The organism is Polaromonas potterensis, from assembly GCF_033446725.1.
In the GTDB taxonomy this organism is placed as follows: domain Bacteria; phylum Pseudomonadota; class Gammaproteobacteria; order Burkholderiales; family Burkholderiaceae_C; genus Polaromonas.
Map to the genome: position 1 here is coordinate 195,468 of NZ_JAWQLX010000009.1, position 16,136 is coordinate 211,603.

Below are 16,136 nucleotides of genomic sequence, written 5' to 3' on the forward strand. Positions count from 1 at the left end.
GTGTTTACGACTTTAGGAAATCGTCTCCAAAATCCAACGCCCTGCAAACCCGCATGAATGCTAGACCCGTGTTTACGACTTTATTAAACTGTTTACGACTTTAATTGCGCGGAACAGCACCCCCTCACCCCAAAAATCACTCACTCCACCGTGACTGATTTCGCCAAATTTCTCGGTTTATCGACATCGGTTCCCCGTGCAACCGCTGTGTGATAAGCCAACAATTGCAGCGGCACCACGTGCAGCAACGGGCTCAATGCGCCGTAGTGTTCAGGCATACGGATCACGTGGATGCCTTCGCTGCTTTCAATTTTGGTGTCGGCGTCGGCCAGCACGTACAAGACGCCGCCGCGAGCGCGGACTTCCTGCATGTTGCTCTTGAGCTTTTCCAGCAGCGCATCGTTGGGCGCCACCGTCACCACAGGCATGGCGCTGGTCACCAGGGCCAGCGGGCCGTGTTTGAGTTCGCCGGCCGGGTAGGCCTCGGCGTGGATGTAGCTGATTTCCTTGAGCTTGAGCGCGCCTTCCAACGCGATCGGGTAATGCAGGCCACGGCCCAGAAAGAGCGCGTTTTCCATCCTGGCAAAGTCTTCGGCCCAGCTGATGACTTGCGGCTCCAGCGCCAGCACGGCTTGCAGGGCCGCCGGCAGGTGGCGCATGGCTTTGAGGTGGGCGGCTTCTTCGTCCTCGCTGAGCCGGCCCTTGCTTTGTGCCAGCGCCAAGGTCAGTAAAAACAGGCCTGCCAGTTGCGTCGTGAACGCCTTGGTGGACGCCACACCGATCTCGACGCCGGCACGGGTGATGTAAGCCAACTTGCACTCACGCACCATGGCGGAGGTAGCCACGTTGCAAATCGTCAGCGTGTGTTTCATGCCCAGCGACTGGGCGTGGCGCAGCGCGGCCAGCGTGTCGGCCGTTTCCCCGCTTTGTGTGATGGTGACCACCAGCGATTTCGGATTGGGCACCGAGGTGCGATAACGGTATTCGCTGGCGACTTCCACTTGGGTCGGGATGCCGGCAATGGATTCAAGCCAATACTTGGCTACGCAGCCGCTGTAATAACTGGTGCCGCAAGCCAGGATGAGCACCGAATCGATGTCCTTGAAGACACGGAAAGCCTCGTCACCGAACAGCTCGGGCGTGATGCCTTTGATGCCTTCCAGCGTGTCGCCGATGGCGCGCGGCTGCTCGAAAATTTCTTTCTGCATGTAATGACGGTAAGGGCCGAGTTCGGCGGCGCCGCTGTGCGCCTGCACGGTTTTGACCTCGCGCTGCACGGCCTTATGGTCGCGGTCGATGACCCAGTATTTGCCGAGCTGCATATCCACCAGGTCGCCTTCTTCCAGATACAAAATCTGGTCGGTCACGCCGGCCAGCGCCATCGCATCGCTGGCCAGGAAGTTTTCGCCGCCCTCTTTGCCCACACCCAGGATCAGGGGTGACCCCGCGCGCGCGCCCACCACGCGGTGTGGCTCATCCTTGCAAAATGCGGCAATCGCGTAAGCGCCATGCAACTGGCGCGTGGTGGCCTTGAGCGCTTCGAACAAATCGCCTTCGTACAGGCTGTCCATCAGGTGCACGATCACTTCGGTGTCGGTCTGGCTGACGAATACATACCCTTTGGCCTGCAACGCAGCGCGCAATTCGTCGTGGTTTTCAATGATGCCGTTGTGCACCAGCGCCACCTTGCCGGGCTTGAGGGCGGCGTCGCCGGCGCCATGGCTGAAATGGGGATGGGCATTGTGCACCGCTGGCGCGCCGTGGGTGGCCCAACGGGTGTGGGCAATGCCGGTGCCGCTTTCAAGTTTGTCTGCGCTCACCTGCGCCATCAACTCCGCCACGCGCGAGGTGCTGCGCGCGCGTTTCAGGCCGTCGGCATACACCGCGACGCCGCAGGAGTCATAACCGCGGTACTCCAGCCTTTGCAGGCCTTGCACCAGGATGGGAACAATATTGCGGGTGGAAACTGAAGCGACGATGCCACACATGATGAGCCTTTATTGAAAACGAGTGCTGATGGTAGTGAGCCCAATGAAAAATAAATGGTCTAAATTGTTTTATTTTTGTAATTTAATTTCACAAATTATCATGAATATCGATATATTTCATATTCACCAAATATATCGCGAATGAATTCACAAACCACCCCACCCGGCTTGGTGCTGGACATCGCCGACATACGTATCCTGGACCAGTTGCAGCGTGACGCCTCGCTGTCCAACCAGGCGCTGGCCGCGCTGGTGCATGTTTCACCGCCCACTTGTTTGCGGCGCATCAAGCGTCTGCAGAAGGCCGGCTTGATCGAGCGGCAAATCGCCGTGTTGTCGCTGGAAAAGATGGCCGCCACCCTGGGCCATGGGCTGACCGCCATCACCGAGATCACGCTGGACCGCCAGGGCGCCGAGCAACTCGAGGCCTTTGAAACCCGTGCGGTGCAGGACGCGGCCGTGCAGCAGTGTTACCGCGTCTCGCCCGGGCCGGACTTTGTGCTGGTGGTGCATGTGCGCGACATGCCGGCTTATCTGGCGCTGGCGCAGCGGCTGTTCACCAGCGACGCCAATGTGCGCAACGTGAAGGCCTTTTTCAGCGTCAAACGCTCAAAATTTGAGCCAAATCTGCCTCTATCCCAATAGGGACGGGCGCAATCAGCTACCGAATCAATAGCAACAAGTCACCCACAATCAGACTAACCCCGCGCCTTGGGCTGCGGCATCGGCCAACAAACTTTCGCCGCGCGACTGCAACAGCGACAGCAGCCGCCGCGCAGCGGGCGAGAGGTAGCCGTCGCGCCGATAGGTCACGCCCAGCGTGCGCTGCAAGGTGGTTTCGGGCAGCGGCACTTCCTTGAGGACGCCGTGGCTGCCGCGGCCCAAGGTGCGGCGCGAGACAAAACTCAACAAGCCGGTGCGCCGAATGAGCGCCGGCAGCAGCGGGATCGAGTTGGCGCTGATCTGTACCCGTGGCAGCGCCAAGCCGCGCGACTGGAACACCGCATCCAGCCACTGGCGGCTGGGAATCGACGCCGCCGGCAGCGCCCAGCCATACGCAAGCAAGGCCTGCAACGTGATCTGCGGCAGCGCAAACACCGGGTGATCGGGGCTGGTGGCCACCACAGCGGCATCCTCGAAGAGGGGATGTGTCTGGAACAAGGCATCGGGCGTGGGCACCAGGCCGATCAGCAGGTCAATATTGCCCTCACGCAGTTGCTCGCGCAGCGCCATGCTGGGGCCCACGGTGATGTCGATGGTGGTGCTGGGCGCCTCCGACAACAGCAACTGGCACAGCGTGGGCAATACGTGGTCGGCCGCAATCGGTCCGCTGCCAATACGCACATGGCCGGCATGGCCCTGCGCAAAATCGCTGACTTCGCGCAACGCTTCTTCCGATGCGCCGCGCAGCAGCCGGGCCCTGGCCAGCAGCACCTCGCCAACGGCCGTGAGCTGGATGCCCCGACCGGCGCGGCTGAATAGCGGCGCGCCAAAAGACGCCTCCAAGCGCTGCATGCACTTGCTGAGCGCGGGCTGCGAGCGCCCCAGCCGCTCGGCAGCCTGACCCAGGTGGCCAAGCTCGGCCACCACTTCAAAGTAGCCCAGATCACGCAGGTTGATGTTCATGTGATGATCAATTCATAACTAAAAGAAAATATTAAATGAATATTATCAAATAGACGGAATGAATTCGAGCTTCCACAATTTACCGACTTCCCCCTCAAGCCTTAAAAATCCGGCTTTCAAAAGCCCCCAGGAGACAACCATGGTCCATAGACGTACTTTTCTTGCCGCGGCGGCCGCCGCCTCTGTCGCCACGCTGACCAGCCCGAGCGCCTGGGCCCAGCCGGCCAGCACCTGGCCGCAGCGCCCGATTCGCCTGGTGGTGCCCTTCCCACCGGGCGGCAGCGCGGACTTTCTGGGCCGTATGCTGGCTGAAAAAATCACCGCTGCCACCGGTTGGGTGCTGGTGGTGGAAAACCGTGCTGGCGCAGCCGGCAACATCGGCCTGGACGCCGTGGCCAAGGCGCAGCCCGATGGTTATACCTTCGGTATTGGCCAAACCGCGAACCTGGCGATCAATCCATCGCTCTACGCCAAGATGCCGTTTGACTCCTTGAAGGACCTGGCGCCGATTGCGCTGGTCGCCTCGCAACCCATGGTCGTGACCGTCAGGGCGGAGTCACCGTTTCGCACACTGGCCGATCTGATCGCCGAGGCCAAAAAAAATCCCGAGCCTATGCGTGTGGCCTTTGCCGGCAACGGCACCGTGGGCCACCTGTCCATCGAAATGCTGGAGCGCCGCGCCGGCGTCAAGCTGCTGAACGTGCCTTACAAGGGCGCGGGCCCGGCCGTGAATGACTTGCGCGCCGGTCACGTGGACTTTTACGTCGGCAATTCGATCTCGGTGCTGGGCCAGGTCAAGGGAGGCACCCTGCGCGCGCTGGCCGTCACCTCGCCCACCCGCCTGGAGGCGCTGGCCGCCGTGCCCACGGTGGCCGAGTCAGGATTTGCCAACTTTGATGCGCAGACCTGGTCTGGCCTGATGGCACCCACGGGTGTGCCGCCTGCCATTCTGGAACGCATGTACGCCGAGGTGAGCCGCGTGCTGGCCCGGCCCGACGTGCTGGCCAAATTCGCCGCCGAAGGCAGCAGCGCCGCCACCGGCCGCAGCACACAACAGTTTGCCGAGCTGATCCGCAGCGAGCACCGCAGTTGGGGCGACCTGGTGCGCCAGGCCAAGATCCAGATCGAGTGATGCCCATGGCAGCGCCCACCTCCCACCTGGAAGCCCCGGGCGTTCAGGAAACGCCCGCGCCATCTCAGCGCTTCACCATCTTCGTCACCGCGCCTACCCTGGCCGCGTCGGGCGCGGATTTACTGCGGCAGGCTGGTTGCCGCGTGTTTTACCTGCCGCAAGGCAGCGACGCCGCGGCGGTGAGCCAGTTGCTGGCCACCGAGTCCATCGACGCCGTGATCTCGCGCACCGTGGCGCTGACGGCGGCCGACATCGCGGCCTGCCCAAGCTTGCGCATCATCTGCAAACACGGTGTGGGCGTGTCCAACATTGATGTGGCGGCGGCCACCCGGCGCCGTATTCCGGTGTGTGTCACACCGGGGGCCAATGCGCAGTCGGTGGCAGAAATGACATTGGGCCTGATGTTCGCGGCGGCCCGCCGCATCAGCTGGATGGATACCGAGTTGCGCGCCGGCCGCTGGTCGCGCGCGCAAGACGGGCTGGAGCTGCACGGCCGCACACTGGGCCTGCTGGGCATGGGCGAGGTCGGCCAGCGCGTGGCGGCCGTGGCGCTGGCGCTGGGCATGCCGGTGGTGGCATTTGACCCGGGCGTGACGGCACTGCCTGCCGCTTTGGCAAAGGTAGGCCTGCTGCCCTCGGCAGACGCTGTGATAGCAGCCGCCGACGTGCTGAGCCTGCACGTGCCGCTGACAGCGGCCACACGAGGGCTGATGGACGCGACACGCCTGGCACGCATGCGCCGTGGCGCCATCCTGATTAATACCGCACGTGGCGAAGTGGTCGATGAAGTGGCGCTGATTGAAGCGCTGCAAAACGGCCACCTGCGCGCGGCGGGACTGGACACCATGGCCACCGAACCCCTGCCACCGGACAGCCCGCTGCTGTCGCTGCCCAATGTGGTGCTGACCCCGCATGTGGGCGGCTCTACCCCGGCCGCGCTGGACGCCATGGCGCGCGGCGCCGCACACACCGTGCTGGCGTTTTTGCAGGGCCTGCCGACGGACCCTGCCACCTGTCTCAATGCGCAGGTGCTTCCCCATTTGCCCCACCAGGATTCACCATGACAACATCCACACCTTCCGCCCTCTCAACCGCCACACCCATGTCCTGGCCGCCCGGCTACCGCATCAACCCGCGGGCAGACAGCCTGCCCGCTGATCTGGTCGAGGCGTTTCGACACATTCCCGTGGCAGTGGCAGGTGACTGCATGGGCCGCAGCGTGGGCGCCACCGGCCTGCGCAGTTACCACGGCCGCCTGGACACAGTGCTCTGCGGGCCGGCCGTCACCGTGCGGGTGCGGCCCGGCGACAACCTGATGATCCACAAGGCGCTGATGATGGTGCAACCCGGCGATGTACTGGTGATCGACGGCGGCGGTGACCTGACGCAGGCGCTGATAGGTGGACTGATGCGCACCACCTGCCTGGCACGCAAGCTGGGCGGGCTGGTGATTGATGGCGCGCTGCGCGACTGTCTGGAATGGGCGGAAGGCGGATTGCCGGTGTTTGCGCGCGGCCACACCCATCGCGGCCCAAGCAAGGAAGGTCCGGGCGAGATCAACGTAGCCGTGGCCTGCGCCGGACTGGCCGTGTTGCCGGGCGACCTGATGCTGGGTGACGCCGATGGCGTCATCGCCATCCCCGCCGCCGAAGCCGCCGTGGTGCTGCAGCGCGCGAAGCTGCACCTGGAAAAAGAAGCGCTGATCCGCGCCAGCAACCTCGCCGGCACGTCCGACCCGGAACGCTTCAATACCCTGTTACGCGCCAAGGGGCTGCCGGTCTGACGGCGTCAAGACGCTGGCGGGCCTGCGCTGATGACCCCCGCGAGGTGCTTCAGAGCTAAAAAAGCTTTATTGGGCATTAAAAAAGTCTGTAGCCCTTACCCTTCATACATCATCAGCTATTAAAAGAATAGCGAATCAAGCCTTTTTCTTTTGCGGCCGCGTCCAGTTGGCCAGGCTCACCTGCTTGCCGCGCGCCACGCTCAAGGCGCCCGGTGGCGTGTCTTTGGTGATGGTGGAGCCGCCGCCCACGGTGCCGCCCGCGCCTATGGTCACGGGCGCCACCAGCACGCAGTTGCTGCCGATGTGGACATCGGCCTCGATCACCGTGCGGTGTTTGTTGGCGCCGTCGTAGTTGGCGGTGATGCTGCCGGCGCCGTAGTTGACACGTTCACCCACGGTGGCATCGCCCAGGTAGGCCAGATGGTTGGCCTTGGCGCCTTTGGCCAAGGTGGCGTTTTTGACCTCGACAAAGTTGCCGATGTGCACCTCGGCGCCCAGTTGCGCGCCCGGGCGCAGCCGGGCAAACGGGCCGATCAACGCGCCCTCGCCAACCTGCACGCCGAGCTTTTCACCATCGATATGGGTGAAGGGATGAATCACCGCGCCGGCGGCGATGCTGGCGTTGGCGATGCAACAGTTGGCGCCTATGCGCACGTCGTCGCCCAGGATGACCTGGCCTTCAAACACGCAATTGACATCAATCTCCACGTCCTGACCGCAGGTCAGCGTGCCGCGCACATCGAAACGCGCTGGATCGCTGATACGCACACCCTGCTCCATCAGCCGGGTCGCCAGCCGCAACTGAAATGCACGTTCCAGCTCGGCCAATTGCAGCGGGCTGTTGACCCCGTCGACCTGCACCTTGTCGCTGATACGCGTGGCGACCACCTCGGCGCCGTCCAACACGGCCAGCTTGACGATGTCGGTCAGGTAATACTCGCCCTGGCTGTTGTCATTGCCCAGGCGCGACAGCCAGTTTTTCAGGCGTGTATTCGGCACGGCCATGACGCCGGTGTAAATCTCACGGATCTCGCGTTGCTGCGCCGAGGCATCCTTGTGTTCCACAATGCTTTGCACCGCCTCGCCCTGGCGAATAATGCGGCCGTAACCGCTCGGGTCGGGCATGTCCACGGTCAGCAGCGCCAGGCGTGAGCCGCCGCAATCGGCCAGCAGGCCGCGCAAGGTGGCAGCTTCGATCAGCGGCACATCGCCGTTGAGGATCAGGGTGATGCCGTCGTCAGGCAGGCAGGGCACGGCCTGCAACACGGCGTGACCGGTGCCCAGCTGCGGCTCCTGGCGCACAAAAGACAGGGCCAGCCCGCCGGCGCCACCCACAGCCACCCCGGCTTCCACCTGCGCCGCGCCATGGCCGGTCACCACCACCGCTTGGCGCGGCGACAGTTGCACCACACAATCCAGCACATGCTGGAGCAGCGCACGACCGCCCAAACGGTGTAACACTTTGGGCAGTTTGCTTTTCATCCGCGTGCCTTTGCCCGCGGCCATGATGACAACATCAACTGGAATGGCCATGAAATTTCCTGTGCATTTTTTCGGGGGAGCGCGCTTTGCGCGATTTGGAAAACCCTGGCGAATTATCGGCCTGCTGACGCTGCTGGTTTTGCTGCAAGCCTGCAGCGCGGTAAAAATGGCCTACAACCAGGCGCACGAGTTGGCGTATTGGCAACTCGACGGCTATTTTGATTTCAGCGATGCACAAACCACCAAGGTCCGGGAAGAGCTGGTCCAGGTGCACCAATGGCACCGCAACACCCAGTTGCCGACCTACATCGAAGCTCTGAAAAAATGGCAATCCTTGCTGCCGGGCGAGCTGGACGAGGCCCAGGTCTGCGCCCTGGTCGAGGACGTGCGCGGCAAACTGCTGGCGATTTCGGACCGCAGCGAAATAGTCCTGACCGAACTGGCCACCACTTTGGCGCCGGAACAACTGGACCACCTGAAGCGCAAATTCTCCAAGCTCAACACGGCCTATAGACGCGACTTTCTGGAGGGCTCGCCGCAAAGCCTGCTCGACAAACGTGTGAAAAAGGCGGTCAGCCGCGCGGAAACCTTGTACGGCCCGCTGGAAGACAAACAGCTGGCGGTGATTCGCCACCATCTCGCGCAATCGGTGTTTGATGCCAAGCTGTCGCTGGCGGAGCACCAGCGCCGCCAGCAGGACGCCTTGCAGACGCTGGCGCCGCTCATCGCTAGCTCGGCCACCGCCAAACAGGCTCAGCCGGCGATCCGGGCCTATTTTGAAAGGTCGTTGAACTCGCCCGATCCGGCCTTTCGCAGCTACCAGGACAGGCTGACACGCGACAGCTGCAAAACGTTTGCCGCACTGCACAACAGCACCAGCGCCGCACAACGCGCCCAGGCGGTTCAAACCTTGAAGGGATATGCGCAGGACTTCAAAACGCTGGCCGGCCCACGTTTGTAAGGCCAGGCCTGCGCGGTATTCACCGCCAAGGCCTGGAGGTGGCGATCAGGCCTGCAGCGCGGCCCACATTTCCTGGTCACGCGCGGCCGTCCAGATGCGCGGATTTTTGATGCCGCTGGCTTCGTCGTAAGCGCGGCTCACGTCAAACGGCAGGCAATGTTCGTAGATAAAGACCTGGTCAAAAATCGGGTCCATGCTTTTGCGGGTATGGGCCATGGCGGTTTTCAGGTCCATCTTGGCGGCAGCGGCTTCCTGACCGCAGCGGTACAAGGTTTCCACCCACTGCTTGGTGTAGTCAATCGCCTTGTTCACATCGGCCGCGCCCTTCATGGCTTCGCCGCGGCCGGGCACGATGGCCTCGGCCTTGAGCGCGCGCAAAGCTTCCAGCGTGGCCGGCCACTCTTCGAGCTGGGCATCACCGGTATACACACCGGCGTTGTATTCGACCAGATCGCCGGAGAACAGGACTTTTTCTTCCTCCACCCAGGCGATGGTGTCGCCGCGGGTGTGGCCCGGGCCGGGATGCCAGATCTGCACCCGGACGCCGCCCAAGTCCACCACCAGCTTGCCGGGTATTTCACCCTTGACCGGGTTGCCGCCGGCAATCACCATCGTGGGCCAGGTCAGGCCGGGCACACTTTCGGCATTGCGGAACAGGCGCGGGAAACGTTCCATTTCGCTTTGCATGTCTTCGGCGCCGCGCTCAATGATCAGCTCGTGGGTGCCCTGGCTGGCGATCACCTCGGTCGCGCCTTCGGCGATGTAGGCGCTGGCGCCCAACACACGCACCGCGTGGTAGTGGGTCAGCAACACGTATTTGATGGGTTTGTCGCTGACCGTGCGGATGCGGGCAATCAGGTCCTGCGCCATCGCCGGCGTGGCCGTGGCATCGCTGACCATGATGAATTTGTCACCAATGATCACGCCCGAGTTCGGGTCGCCCTCCGCGGTGTAGGCCCAGCAGTGGGCGCTGAGTTGCTCAAAAGTGATCTTTTTGTCCGTCAGGTCGGACTGCGAGGCGAAAGCTTTGGACATGGGGTCTCCGTGGGTGGCCGAACAGGCGTCGGCCTTGAATCATGGTTAGGCTGAATAATTCTACTATACGTAACTTATTACGAATAGTTAAATCAACAACACTCAGCTACTCAGCCCGCGTTCGAGCATGGCGATCACTTCTTCGGAAAAGGCGCGGTAACTCATGGGGCCATCGGGCCGCATCCAGGTGAAGGTCCAGTTGATCATGCCGAACAACATCATGGTCACCGCCGTCTGGTTGACCGCTGTGATGCGTTGCGGGTAGGCACGCTGCAGAAAACGGGTCATGGCCGACACCACGTCGCGCTGGCGGTTCAGGATCAGCTCGCGCTGCACATCGCCAAGAAACTTGGTGTCGCCCAGCAAGGCGCTATGGCGTGTGGCCGAAGTTTCGTACTCGTCCAGAAAGTTGCGGATCAACTCATGCAAGGTTGCGCGGTCGTCCAGGTTTTTGCGCTGGGCGCTGGCCTCGGTCTGGCCTATGGTGGCCAGCAGGCGCTGGGTGTAGCGGTCCAGCAGGTCAAACAGAATGGCTTCCTTGCTGTCGTAATAGTGGTACAGCCTGGCCTTGGAAGTGCCGCAGGCCGCAGCGATGTCGTTCATGCTGGCGGCCATGTAGCTTCGCTGCGCAAAACACTGGGCCGCCACATCAAGAATGGCTTCACGCTGAAGCTCGTGGGTCGCGGATTTGGGTCTGGCCATGCGCTATTGTGAAGCACGGCCACAGAGGCCGGTAGCGCGCTAAAGTAGCGCCATGCCTGCGGACCCCTCCTTTACAAGCTATTGCTGCGAACTGCTTTCTAGCGTCGGGCCCTGCACGGCGCGCCGCATGTTTGGCGGCGCCGGCATCAGCACCGACGGTTTGACGATTGCGCTGATCGCTGACTTGGGCCAGGGCCAGCAGCTCTGGCTCAAGGCCAGCGACGACACCCGCCATTTGTTTGAAGCGGCGGGCTGCGCGCCTTTTGTGTATACCGCCAAAAACAAACCGATGCGGCTCAATTACTACAGCGCGCCGGAAGACGCGATGGAGTCGCCTCAGTTGATGGCGCAGTGGGCCCGGCTGTCGTTGGCTTGTGCCTTAAAAGCACGTGCCGCCAAGGTGGTACGGGCGCGATCAGCTACCAAATCAATAGCGGATCGAGGCACAACCAGCAACAAGGCGGCCCCGGCCAAACCGGCCAACCCCAACACCAGGCGGCCCGAAGCCGTGGTCGCCAAACCCAGGGCCACGCGCAAATCACGCAGCGGCTGAGCCACGCCGCTGACGGCCAGGACGCGGCGCGTGGCGGGGCTGACCGTGATGCCGACGGTCGCGGGCAAGGGGTCCCAGCTGAAATAAGCGGCCGACTCTTTGGCCGCGCCCCAGGACTCCATCACCAGCACCTGGCCAGGCAGGAGCTTGAGATCGTCGCCTGCACCCAGGAAGTGGTCACCGCCGCGCACGCCGTCATCCTGCTGTGCGTTGTTGTAGGTGATCCACACCCGGCCATGCGCAATACGCAACACACCGGACTCGGTCGGCCGCAAGGTCAGCGCCCGGCCATCGCCCAGCTTCCAGCAGCCCGCCACCGCGTCTGTGCAGGTAAACGATGACTGGCTGTGCTTGTTCAGGGGGTTCATGGCTGTTCTCCATCAAAAATCCGTTGGGAGGCTTTGAATGATCGTTGTCCCGAGCTTGGCAGTCCAATGAAATCGCGCTACGCTATTCATTCCATAAACGCATGAATCGGAAAACCCGGCGATGCAGCACTCCCAAACCCATTTGCGCTCCCGGCCGATTTCGGCCGGCCAGTTGCGTGCCTTCGAGGCGGTCGCCCGGCACCTGAACTTTCGCGCGGCCTCCGAAGAACTGGCCCTGACCCAGTCGGCCGTGAGCCGGCAAATCCAGGCGCTGGAGGAGGAGGTGGGTTTGAGCCTGTTCCACCGCCACACGCGATCGGTCGAACTCACAGGCGCGGGCGGCGTGTTGCTGCGCGCCGTCACACCTTCGCTCGAACGCATTGACGGCGCGGTGCGGCAGATCCGCCAGAGCGCGGGCCGCAAAAGTGTGTCCTTGACCACCTTTGCCTCCTTCGCGTCGATGTGGCTGATCCCGCGGCTGGAAGCGTTCCAGCGCGACAACCCCGACATGGACATCCGCATTGATGCGTCCGACACGGCGATCGACCTCGACACCTCGGACCTGGATATCGCGCTGCGTTACGGGCCCGCCAGCCGCATGGCGTCCTCAGGTGCGATCCGCCTGTTTGGCGAACAGCTGACACCGGTGATCAGCCCCTGGCTGCTCAAAAGCAGCCCGCGCCTGAAGAAGCCCGAAGACCTCGCGCAGTTTGCATTGATCGAGGCGGGCGACTCCCACGCCACCCACATGGAATGGCTGACCTGGCGGCGCTGGCTGGAGGTCCAGGGCACACCCAAGCTGGAGGGCAAACGCTGGCTGTATTTCAACTACGCCTATCAGATGGTGCAGGCGGCGTTGACCGGCCAGGGCGTGGTGCTGGCCCGCCTGCCACTGATCGCTGAAAGCCTGGCCTCGGGCGACCTGATCGAGCCCTTGCCTCACTTGCGGCTGGACTCGCCCATGGCCTACTGGTTAATCGTCGGCACCCGCAGCGCCGCCCGGCCCGAGGTCAAGGCCTTCTGCGACTGGCTACAGGCCCAGGGCGCCCTGACCCGCCAGGCGATCGGCGATATGCCAGACCCGGACACGGTGGATGGGCTGGATTGAAGAAAACGTCGTGTTGTCACGGCAGCCCCTAGCCAGTTGGTCTGCCGATGGTGCTTCGGGCAAGCCGGGGGCTCATTAACACGCGCTTCGGCTCAAGAAGTCACGAACCCTGATCTGCCTGACCCGGTCTGTGCCAACCGTGGGATTGCCGACGATGCTCAAACAGCCTAGGCCGGGGAGGCACTCTCGAGATTGAAGCAATTGCCAGATCTATCCCGTATTAAAGATGATACATTTCGTGCCGTTATTGCACATTGAGATACAAATATGGACTCATCTTTTGCCGAGATGAACCATGCGACGCTTTAAGCGGTGGCTTGCCACCTGCTTGAACGTCGATTTTTCCATTGCACTAAAACGTCAGAATAAAAAAAGGGGGCAGGTTGCGCACTTTCATTCGCTTTGTTTCGGCGGGGGCTATCGCTTTCGCGTCATTTTTTTCAGGTACCACCTATGCCCAGGTTCCCCAAGTCGTCTTGGCGGGTGTTGCCTACTCAGGGGACGCACAAACGATTGCCGCGCGGTTCCCGTACTCCCTTCGGTATGAGCAGACGCTTAAGGCCGCCGGCGAGACGCCATACGCCAAGGTTCGGCAGTCCATTACCTTGGCTGCCCCCGCCAACCTGGAAGTGCTGACCGCGCAGATTGACGAACTCAAAGGGCGCGACCAGGCCTTGGTCGTGTCACTCGTGGTGAACTCCGAGACGGTATCGATCGAGCAATTTGGGCAACTGCGCAAGCTGTTCGTGATGATTCGCGGTCAAACCCTGTTTTTTGACTTCAAATCCATGGCCGTGGTCCGTGCGTATCCCATCAGCTTCGCCTATATCGACACCCTTGACAGGCAGCCCACAGAAGAAGAAATCATGGCCCGGGTCCGGCAGGTCTACGAAGGCACCCCGACCAAACCTGGGCTGTACGCGCGTTTTGCGGGCACGCTGGCCAAAGCGACCTTGCCGACCCAGATACCCCGCTATTTGCAGGTTTCCCGGGTGTCCCTCAGCCCGGACGTTGTCAACGCACTTCCTGACTACCTCAAGAGTTCTCCTGCGGTCGCTGAAACCTGGGCAGCTGACCTGGTGAGCGAAGCCATCTCCACGCGCCTGGGCGTTCCTCTCGTCCCGTACAGCAAGGGCTACGCCATCGGCAACGTCATGTCCATGCGGGTTTCAGACAGCACGGTGTTTACCCTGAAGCTGCCAAAGCCCGACTATGAAATCAGTGTCGACTTCACCAGCCTGAAAAAAATCAAGTACGGAGAAGTCAATGCAGGCGCCAGCTTCATCTACGGCGCCTATGCGACCCTCAAGATTGAAGAGCCCCTGTCGGGCACGACCTACCTGAACACCGCGCTCAAAAACGGCGAAGTCAAGGTGGTGCCGATGACGCAGACCTATGTGGATGATTTTCCAGCCTTCTATGACTCCCTCAATGGCATGTTTGGCAAGCTGGCCGATGCCGTCGGCGGCAAAGGAAACACTTGGGTGAAATCTGCGGCTGCGGCACCCGATATCGAATCACAAATCATCAAAACCAGGGAACTCATCAATCTATGCAAATAATTCGTACATGCCTTCTCGTGCTGCTTTTGGGCTGCACCACCTTGTCCATGGCGCAGGTGCAGCAAGCCCGCGGCAAAGCCACGGTCCCGTATTCAGGCAGGTCGGCAACACCAGACATCAAGGCCAAGGCAAACCTTGCCGCACAGCTTAAAGCCGTTGAGTTCTACTATGCCGAAGCGGGCGAGTCGGAAGCAGCCAATTTCGATGCCGTTCGCGACAAAATCATCGCCGACCCGGATCGCTATATTCTCGAAACCACGGTGCTCGCCGAAGAAGACAGCGCCGATAAAAAACAGTACACCGTCGCCGTCAAGGTGTCCCTGAATGTTGCCAACCTGCGCAACGCCGTCAAAGCGAACTCGGCGGTCGCCAAGACCGGCCGGGCTGACAAGTCGCCTCTCGCCTTCTTGTTCATTTCACGGCAAGTTGACTCTGTCAAAGCATACGACGCCCGAGTTTTCAAGCGTGTTGATGAATCGGTCAAGGTGAACCGGTCCGGCGCCACGTCGAACACCGGGGTGGAGGGTGAGTCCGTGGGCCGCTCGCAGGTGAAGACCAACAGCGCCACGACCGCCCAGGAGAGCGCCGAAGCCAACCGCACACGTACGAGGGAAATCGGCGGTAGCACGGTGCGAAAGTCCAGCGAGTCCACGTGGCGCCTGATCCCCAGCGCCAATTTGAATCAGGTGTTCCTTTCCACGTTCTCACGCGCGGGATTCAAGGTCAGCGAAGCCGCCTTGGTGGAGCCCTACACCGGGGGGCAATTCAAGGTCTCGGCGGTTGAAGACGACTACAAATCCGGAAACGACATGACGGCGGCCACGCTGCAATCCGTGGTGAAGGGCATGCGTACCGCTCAAATTCCCTATGTCGCGCTGGGTACGCTTGACGTGGGCATGGCAGAAGCGGACCCGAGCACAGGCCTGGCCCGTGTCAGTGTCACGGTGAACGCCAAAATTTACGACCTGACCCAGACGATTCCCGACACGATTGCGTCGGTAGGTCCCGTTCAATACGCCGGCGTGGGTCCCACAGAAGACGAAGCCCGCACCAACGCCTTGAAACTCGCGGCCAATAACGCGGCCCGTGAACTGACCAGCCAGGTGACAAACCTCGGCGTTCGCTAATTTTTCGATAACAAAGCGCTCCCATACCCACTGCCTCTGACTTCATTTCCCTTTAACTGGATACCCCGTGAAAAATACGTTTTCGACCCTTGCCCTTGCCTGCGTTCTGTCCACCCCCGCCATCTCGTTTGCCCAGTTTCCCTCCATTCCTGGCTTTAGCAAAAGCGCCGCCGCTCCTACTTCGGACCTGGGTGGCCAACAAGACCTGCTCGTGCGTGCCTATGTCGCCGCCAACAAAGACGTGTTGACCGCCAACTCGAAGATGGCGGAAGCCCTGGGACTGAAAGACGCAGCAACCGCCTCCAAAGCCACGGCGGAATCCCTCACCGAGGGCGCAACCAAAGACAACCTTAACGCGGCCGACAAAGAAGTGAGCGCCTCGACCGAGGCCGTCGCCGCTGAACTCAAGAAGGGACCTCAACTTGACGCTGCTGCCAAGGCGACCTTTGGCACCGGCCTGCTCTCCTTGGCTTCCGGCGTGTCGAAATACATGGGTGTGGGCAAGAACGTCTCGGACATGGCGTCTGGTTTGAGCGGCGCCTCCTTGATGCAACTGCCCAAGCTGCAGTCGGCTGTGACAATTGTTTCCAAGTTTCCAGCCTCGATGGCCACTGTGTCCAGCGCACTGAAAAACGCCATCGCCTTTGCGCAGAGCAATGACATCCCGGTGCCTGCGGATGCAACCAAAGCCCTGGCCGCGCTGTAAGCA

General features: G+C 61.8%; 15 protein-coding genes and 1 pseudogene. 10 read left to right on the forward strand and 6 right to left on the reverse strand.

Features of this window, described 5'->3' with window-relative positions:
- Nucleotides 1-140: 140 nt before the first annotated feature.
- Nucleotides 141-1,988, reverse strand: a complete 1,848-nt coding sequence (gene glmS / locus R6254_RS16900) for a glutamine--fructose-6-phosphate transaminase (isomerizing) (RefSeq protein WP_318408523.1) — start codon at nt 1,986-1,988, stop codon at nt 141-143.
- 141 nt (nt 1,989-2,129) lie between these two features.
- On the opposite strand from glmS, the gene R6254_RS16905 reads away from it, so the two are divergent.
- Complete coding sequence (locus tag R6254_RS16905) at nt 2,130-2,633, forward strand: Lrp/AsnC family transcriptional regulator (RefSeq protein WP_318408524.1); 504 nt, start codon at nt 2,130-2,132, stop codon at nt 2,631-2,633.
- A 48-nt stretch (nt 2,634-2,681) separates the two neighbouring features.
- Here R6254_RS16905 and R6254_RS16910 read toward each other — a convergent pair whose 3' ends face one another.
- On the reverse strand, nt 2,682-3,614 hold the full coding sequence (locus R6254_RS16910) for a LysR family transcriptional regulator (RefSeq protein ID WP_318408525.1): 933 nt from the start codon (nt 3,612-3,614) through the stop codon (nt 2,682-2,684).
- A gap of 139 nt (nt 3,615-3,753) precedes the next feature.
- On the opposite strand from R6254_RS16910, the gene R6254_RS16915 reads away from it, so the two are divergent.
- From R6254_RS16915 to R6254_RS16925, 3 genes are read left to right on the forward strand one after another with little or no spacing between them, the layout of a single operon-like run.
- Nucleotides 3,754-4,746, forward strand: coding sequence for a Bug family tripartite tricarboxylate transporter substrate binding protein (locus tag R6254_RS16915; RefSeq protein ID WP_318408526.1), 993 nt, complete (start codon nt 3,754-3,756; stop codon nt 4,744-4,746).
- 5 nt (nt 4,747-4,751) lie between these two features.
- Nucleotides 4,752-5,810 (forward strand): hydroxyacid dehydrogenase, encoded by a 1,059-nt coding sequence (locus R6254_RS16920; RefSeq protein ID WP_318408527.1) that lies wholly within the window; start codon nt 4,752-4,754, stop codon nt 5,808-5,810.
- The gene (locus tag R6254_RS16925) at nt 5,807-6,529 is read left to right on the forward strand and encodes an RraA family protein (RefSeq protein WP_318408529.1); all 723 of its coding nucleotides are present in this window, start codon (nt 5,807-5,809) and stop codon (nt 6,527-6,529) included. The genes R6254_RS16920 and R6254_RS16925 overlap by 4 nt, the downstream gene beginning before the upstream one ends.
- 135 nt (nt 6,530-6,664) lie before the next feature.
- Here R6254_RS16925 and glmU read toward each other — a convergent pair whose 3' ends face one another.
- Complete coding sequence (gene glmU, locus R6254_RS16930; protein WP_318408530.1) at nt 6,665-8,062, reverse strand: bifunctional UDP-N-acetylglucosamine diphosphorylase/glucosamine-1-phosphate N-acetyltransferase GlmU; 1,398 nt, start codon at nt 8,060-8,062, stop codon at nt 6,665-6,667.
- On the opposite strand from glmU, the gene R6254_RS16935 reads away from it, so the two are divergent.
- Complete coding sequence (locus tag R6254_RS16935) at nt 8,061-8,972, forward strand: DUF6279 family lipoprotein (protein WP_318408531.1); 912 nt, start codon at nt 8,061-8,063, stop codon at nt 8,970-8,972. The genes glmU and R6254_RS16935 overlap by 2 nt on opposite strands.
- A 45-nt stretch (nt 8,973-9,017) precedes the next feature.
- Here R6254_RS16935 and R6254_RS16940 read toward each other — a convergent pair whose 3' ends face one another.
- Both R6254_RS16940 and R6254_RS16945 read right to left on the reverse strand, forming a co-directional pair.
- Complete coding sequence (locus R6254_RS16940) at nt 9,018-10,007, reverse strand: MBL fold metallo-hydrolase (RefSeq protein WP_318408533.1); 990 nt, start codon at nt 10,005-10,007, stop codon at nt 9,018-9,020.
- Between the two features lie 102 nt (nt 10,008-10,109).
- Nucleotides 10,110-10,709 carry a TetR/AcrR family transcriptional regulator gene (locus tag R6254_RS16945; RefSeq protein ID WP_318408534.1) on the reverse strand — a complete coding sequence of 200 codons (600 nt, stop codon included), beginning with the start codon at nt 10,707-10,709 and terminating at the stop codon, nt 10,110-10,112.
- Between the two features lie 127 nt (nt 10,710-10,836).
- On the opposite strand from R6254_RS16945, the pseudogene R6254_RS16950 reads away from it, so the two are divergent.
- Nucleotides 10,837-11,028, forward strand: a pseudogene (locus R6254_RS16950) (TfoX/Sxy family protein); the annotation flags it as partial.
- A gap of 17 nt (nt 11,029-11,045) precedes the next feature.
- On the opposite strand, the gene R6254_RS16955 reads toward R6254_RS16950, so the two are convergent.
- Nucleotides 11,046-11,630: a DUF2917 domain-containing protein gene (locus R6254_RS16955; protein WP_318408536.1), complete on the reverse strand. Its 585-nt coding sequence runs from the start codon at nt 11,628-11,630 to the stop codon at nt 11,046-11,048.
- A 121-nt stretch (nt 11,631-11,751) separates the two neighbouring features.
- Here R6254_RS16955 and R6254_RS16960 point away from each other — a divergent pair, with 121 nt between their 5' ends.
- The 4 genes from R6254_RS16960 to R6254_RS16975 all read left to right on the forward strand — a co-directional run bounded on the left by R6254_RS16960 (nt 11,752) and on the right by R6254_RS16975 (nt 16,133).
- Complete coding sequence (locus tag R6254_RS16960; protein WP_318408537.1) at nt 11,752-12,738, forward strand: LysR substrate-binding domain-containing protein; 987 nt, start codon at nt 11,752-11,754, stop codon at nt 12,736-12,738.
- A 383-nt stretch (nt 12,739-13,121) separates the two neighbouring features.
- Nucleotides 13,122-14,300, forward strand: a complete 1,179-nt coding sequence (locus R6254_RS16965; RefSeq protein WP_318408538.1) for a hypothetical protein — start codon at nt 13,122-13,124, stop codon at nt 14,298-14,300.
- Complete coding sequence (locus R6254_RS16970; RefSeq protein WP_318408540.1) at nt 14,291-15,427, forward strand: hypothetical protein; 1,137 nt, start codon at nt 14,291-14,293, stop codon at nt 15,425-15,427. Before R6254_RS16965 ends, R6254_RS16970 begins: the two co-directional genes overlap by 10 nt.
- 67 nt (nt 15,428-15,494) lie before the next feature.
- Nucleotides 15,495-16,133 carry a hypothetical protein gene (locus R6254_RS16975; RefSeq protein ID WP_318408541.1) on the forward strand — a complete coding sequence of 213 codons (639 nt, stop codon included), beginning with the start codon at nt 15,495-15,497 and terminating at the stop codon, nt 16,131-16,133.
- Nucleotides 16,134-16,136: the final 3 nt, after the last annotated feature.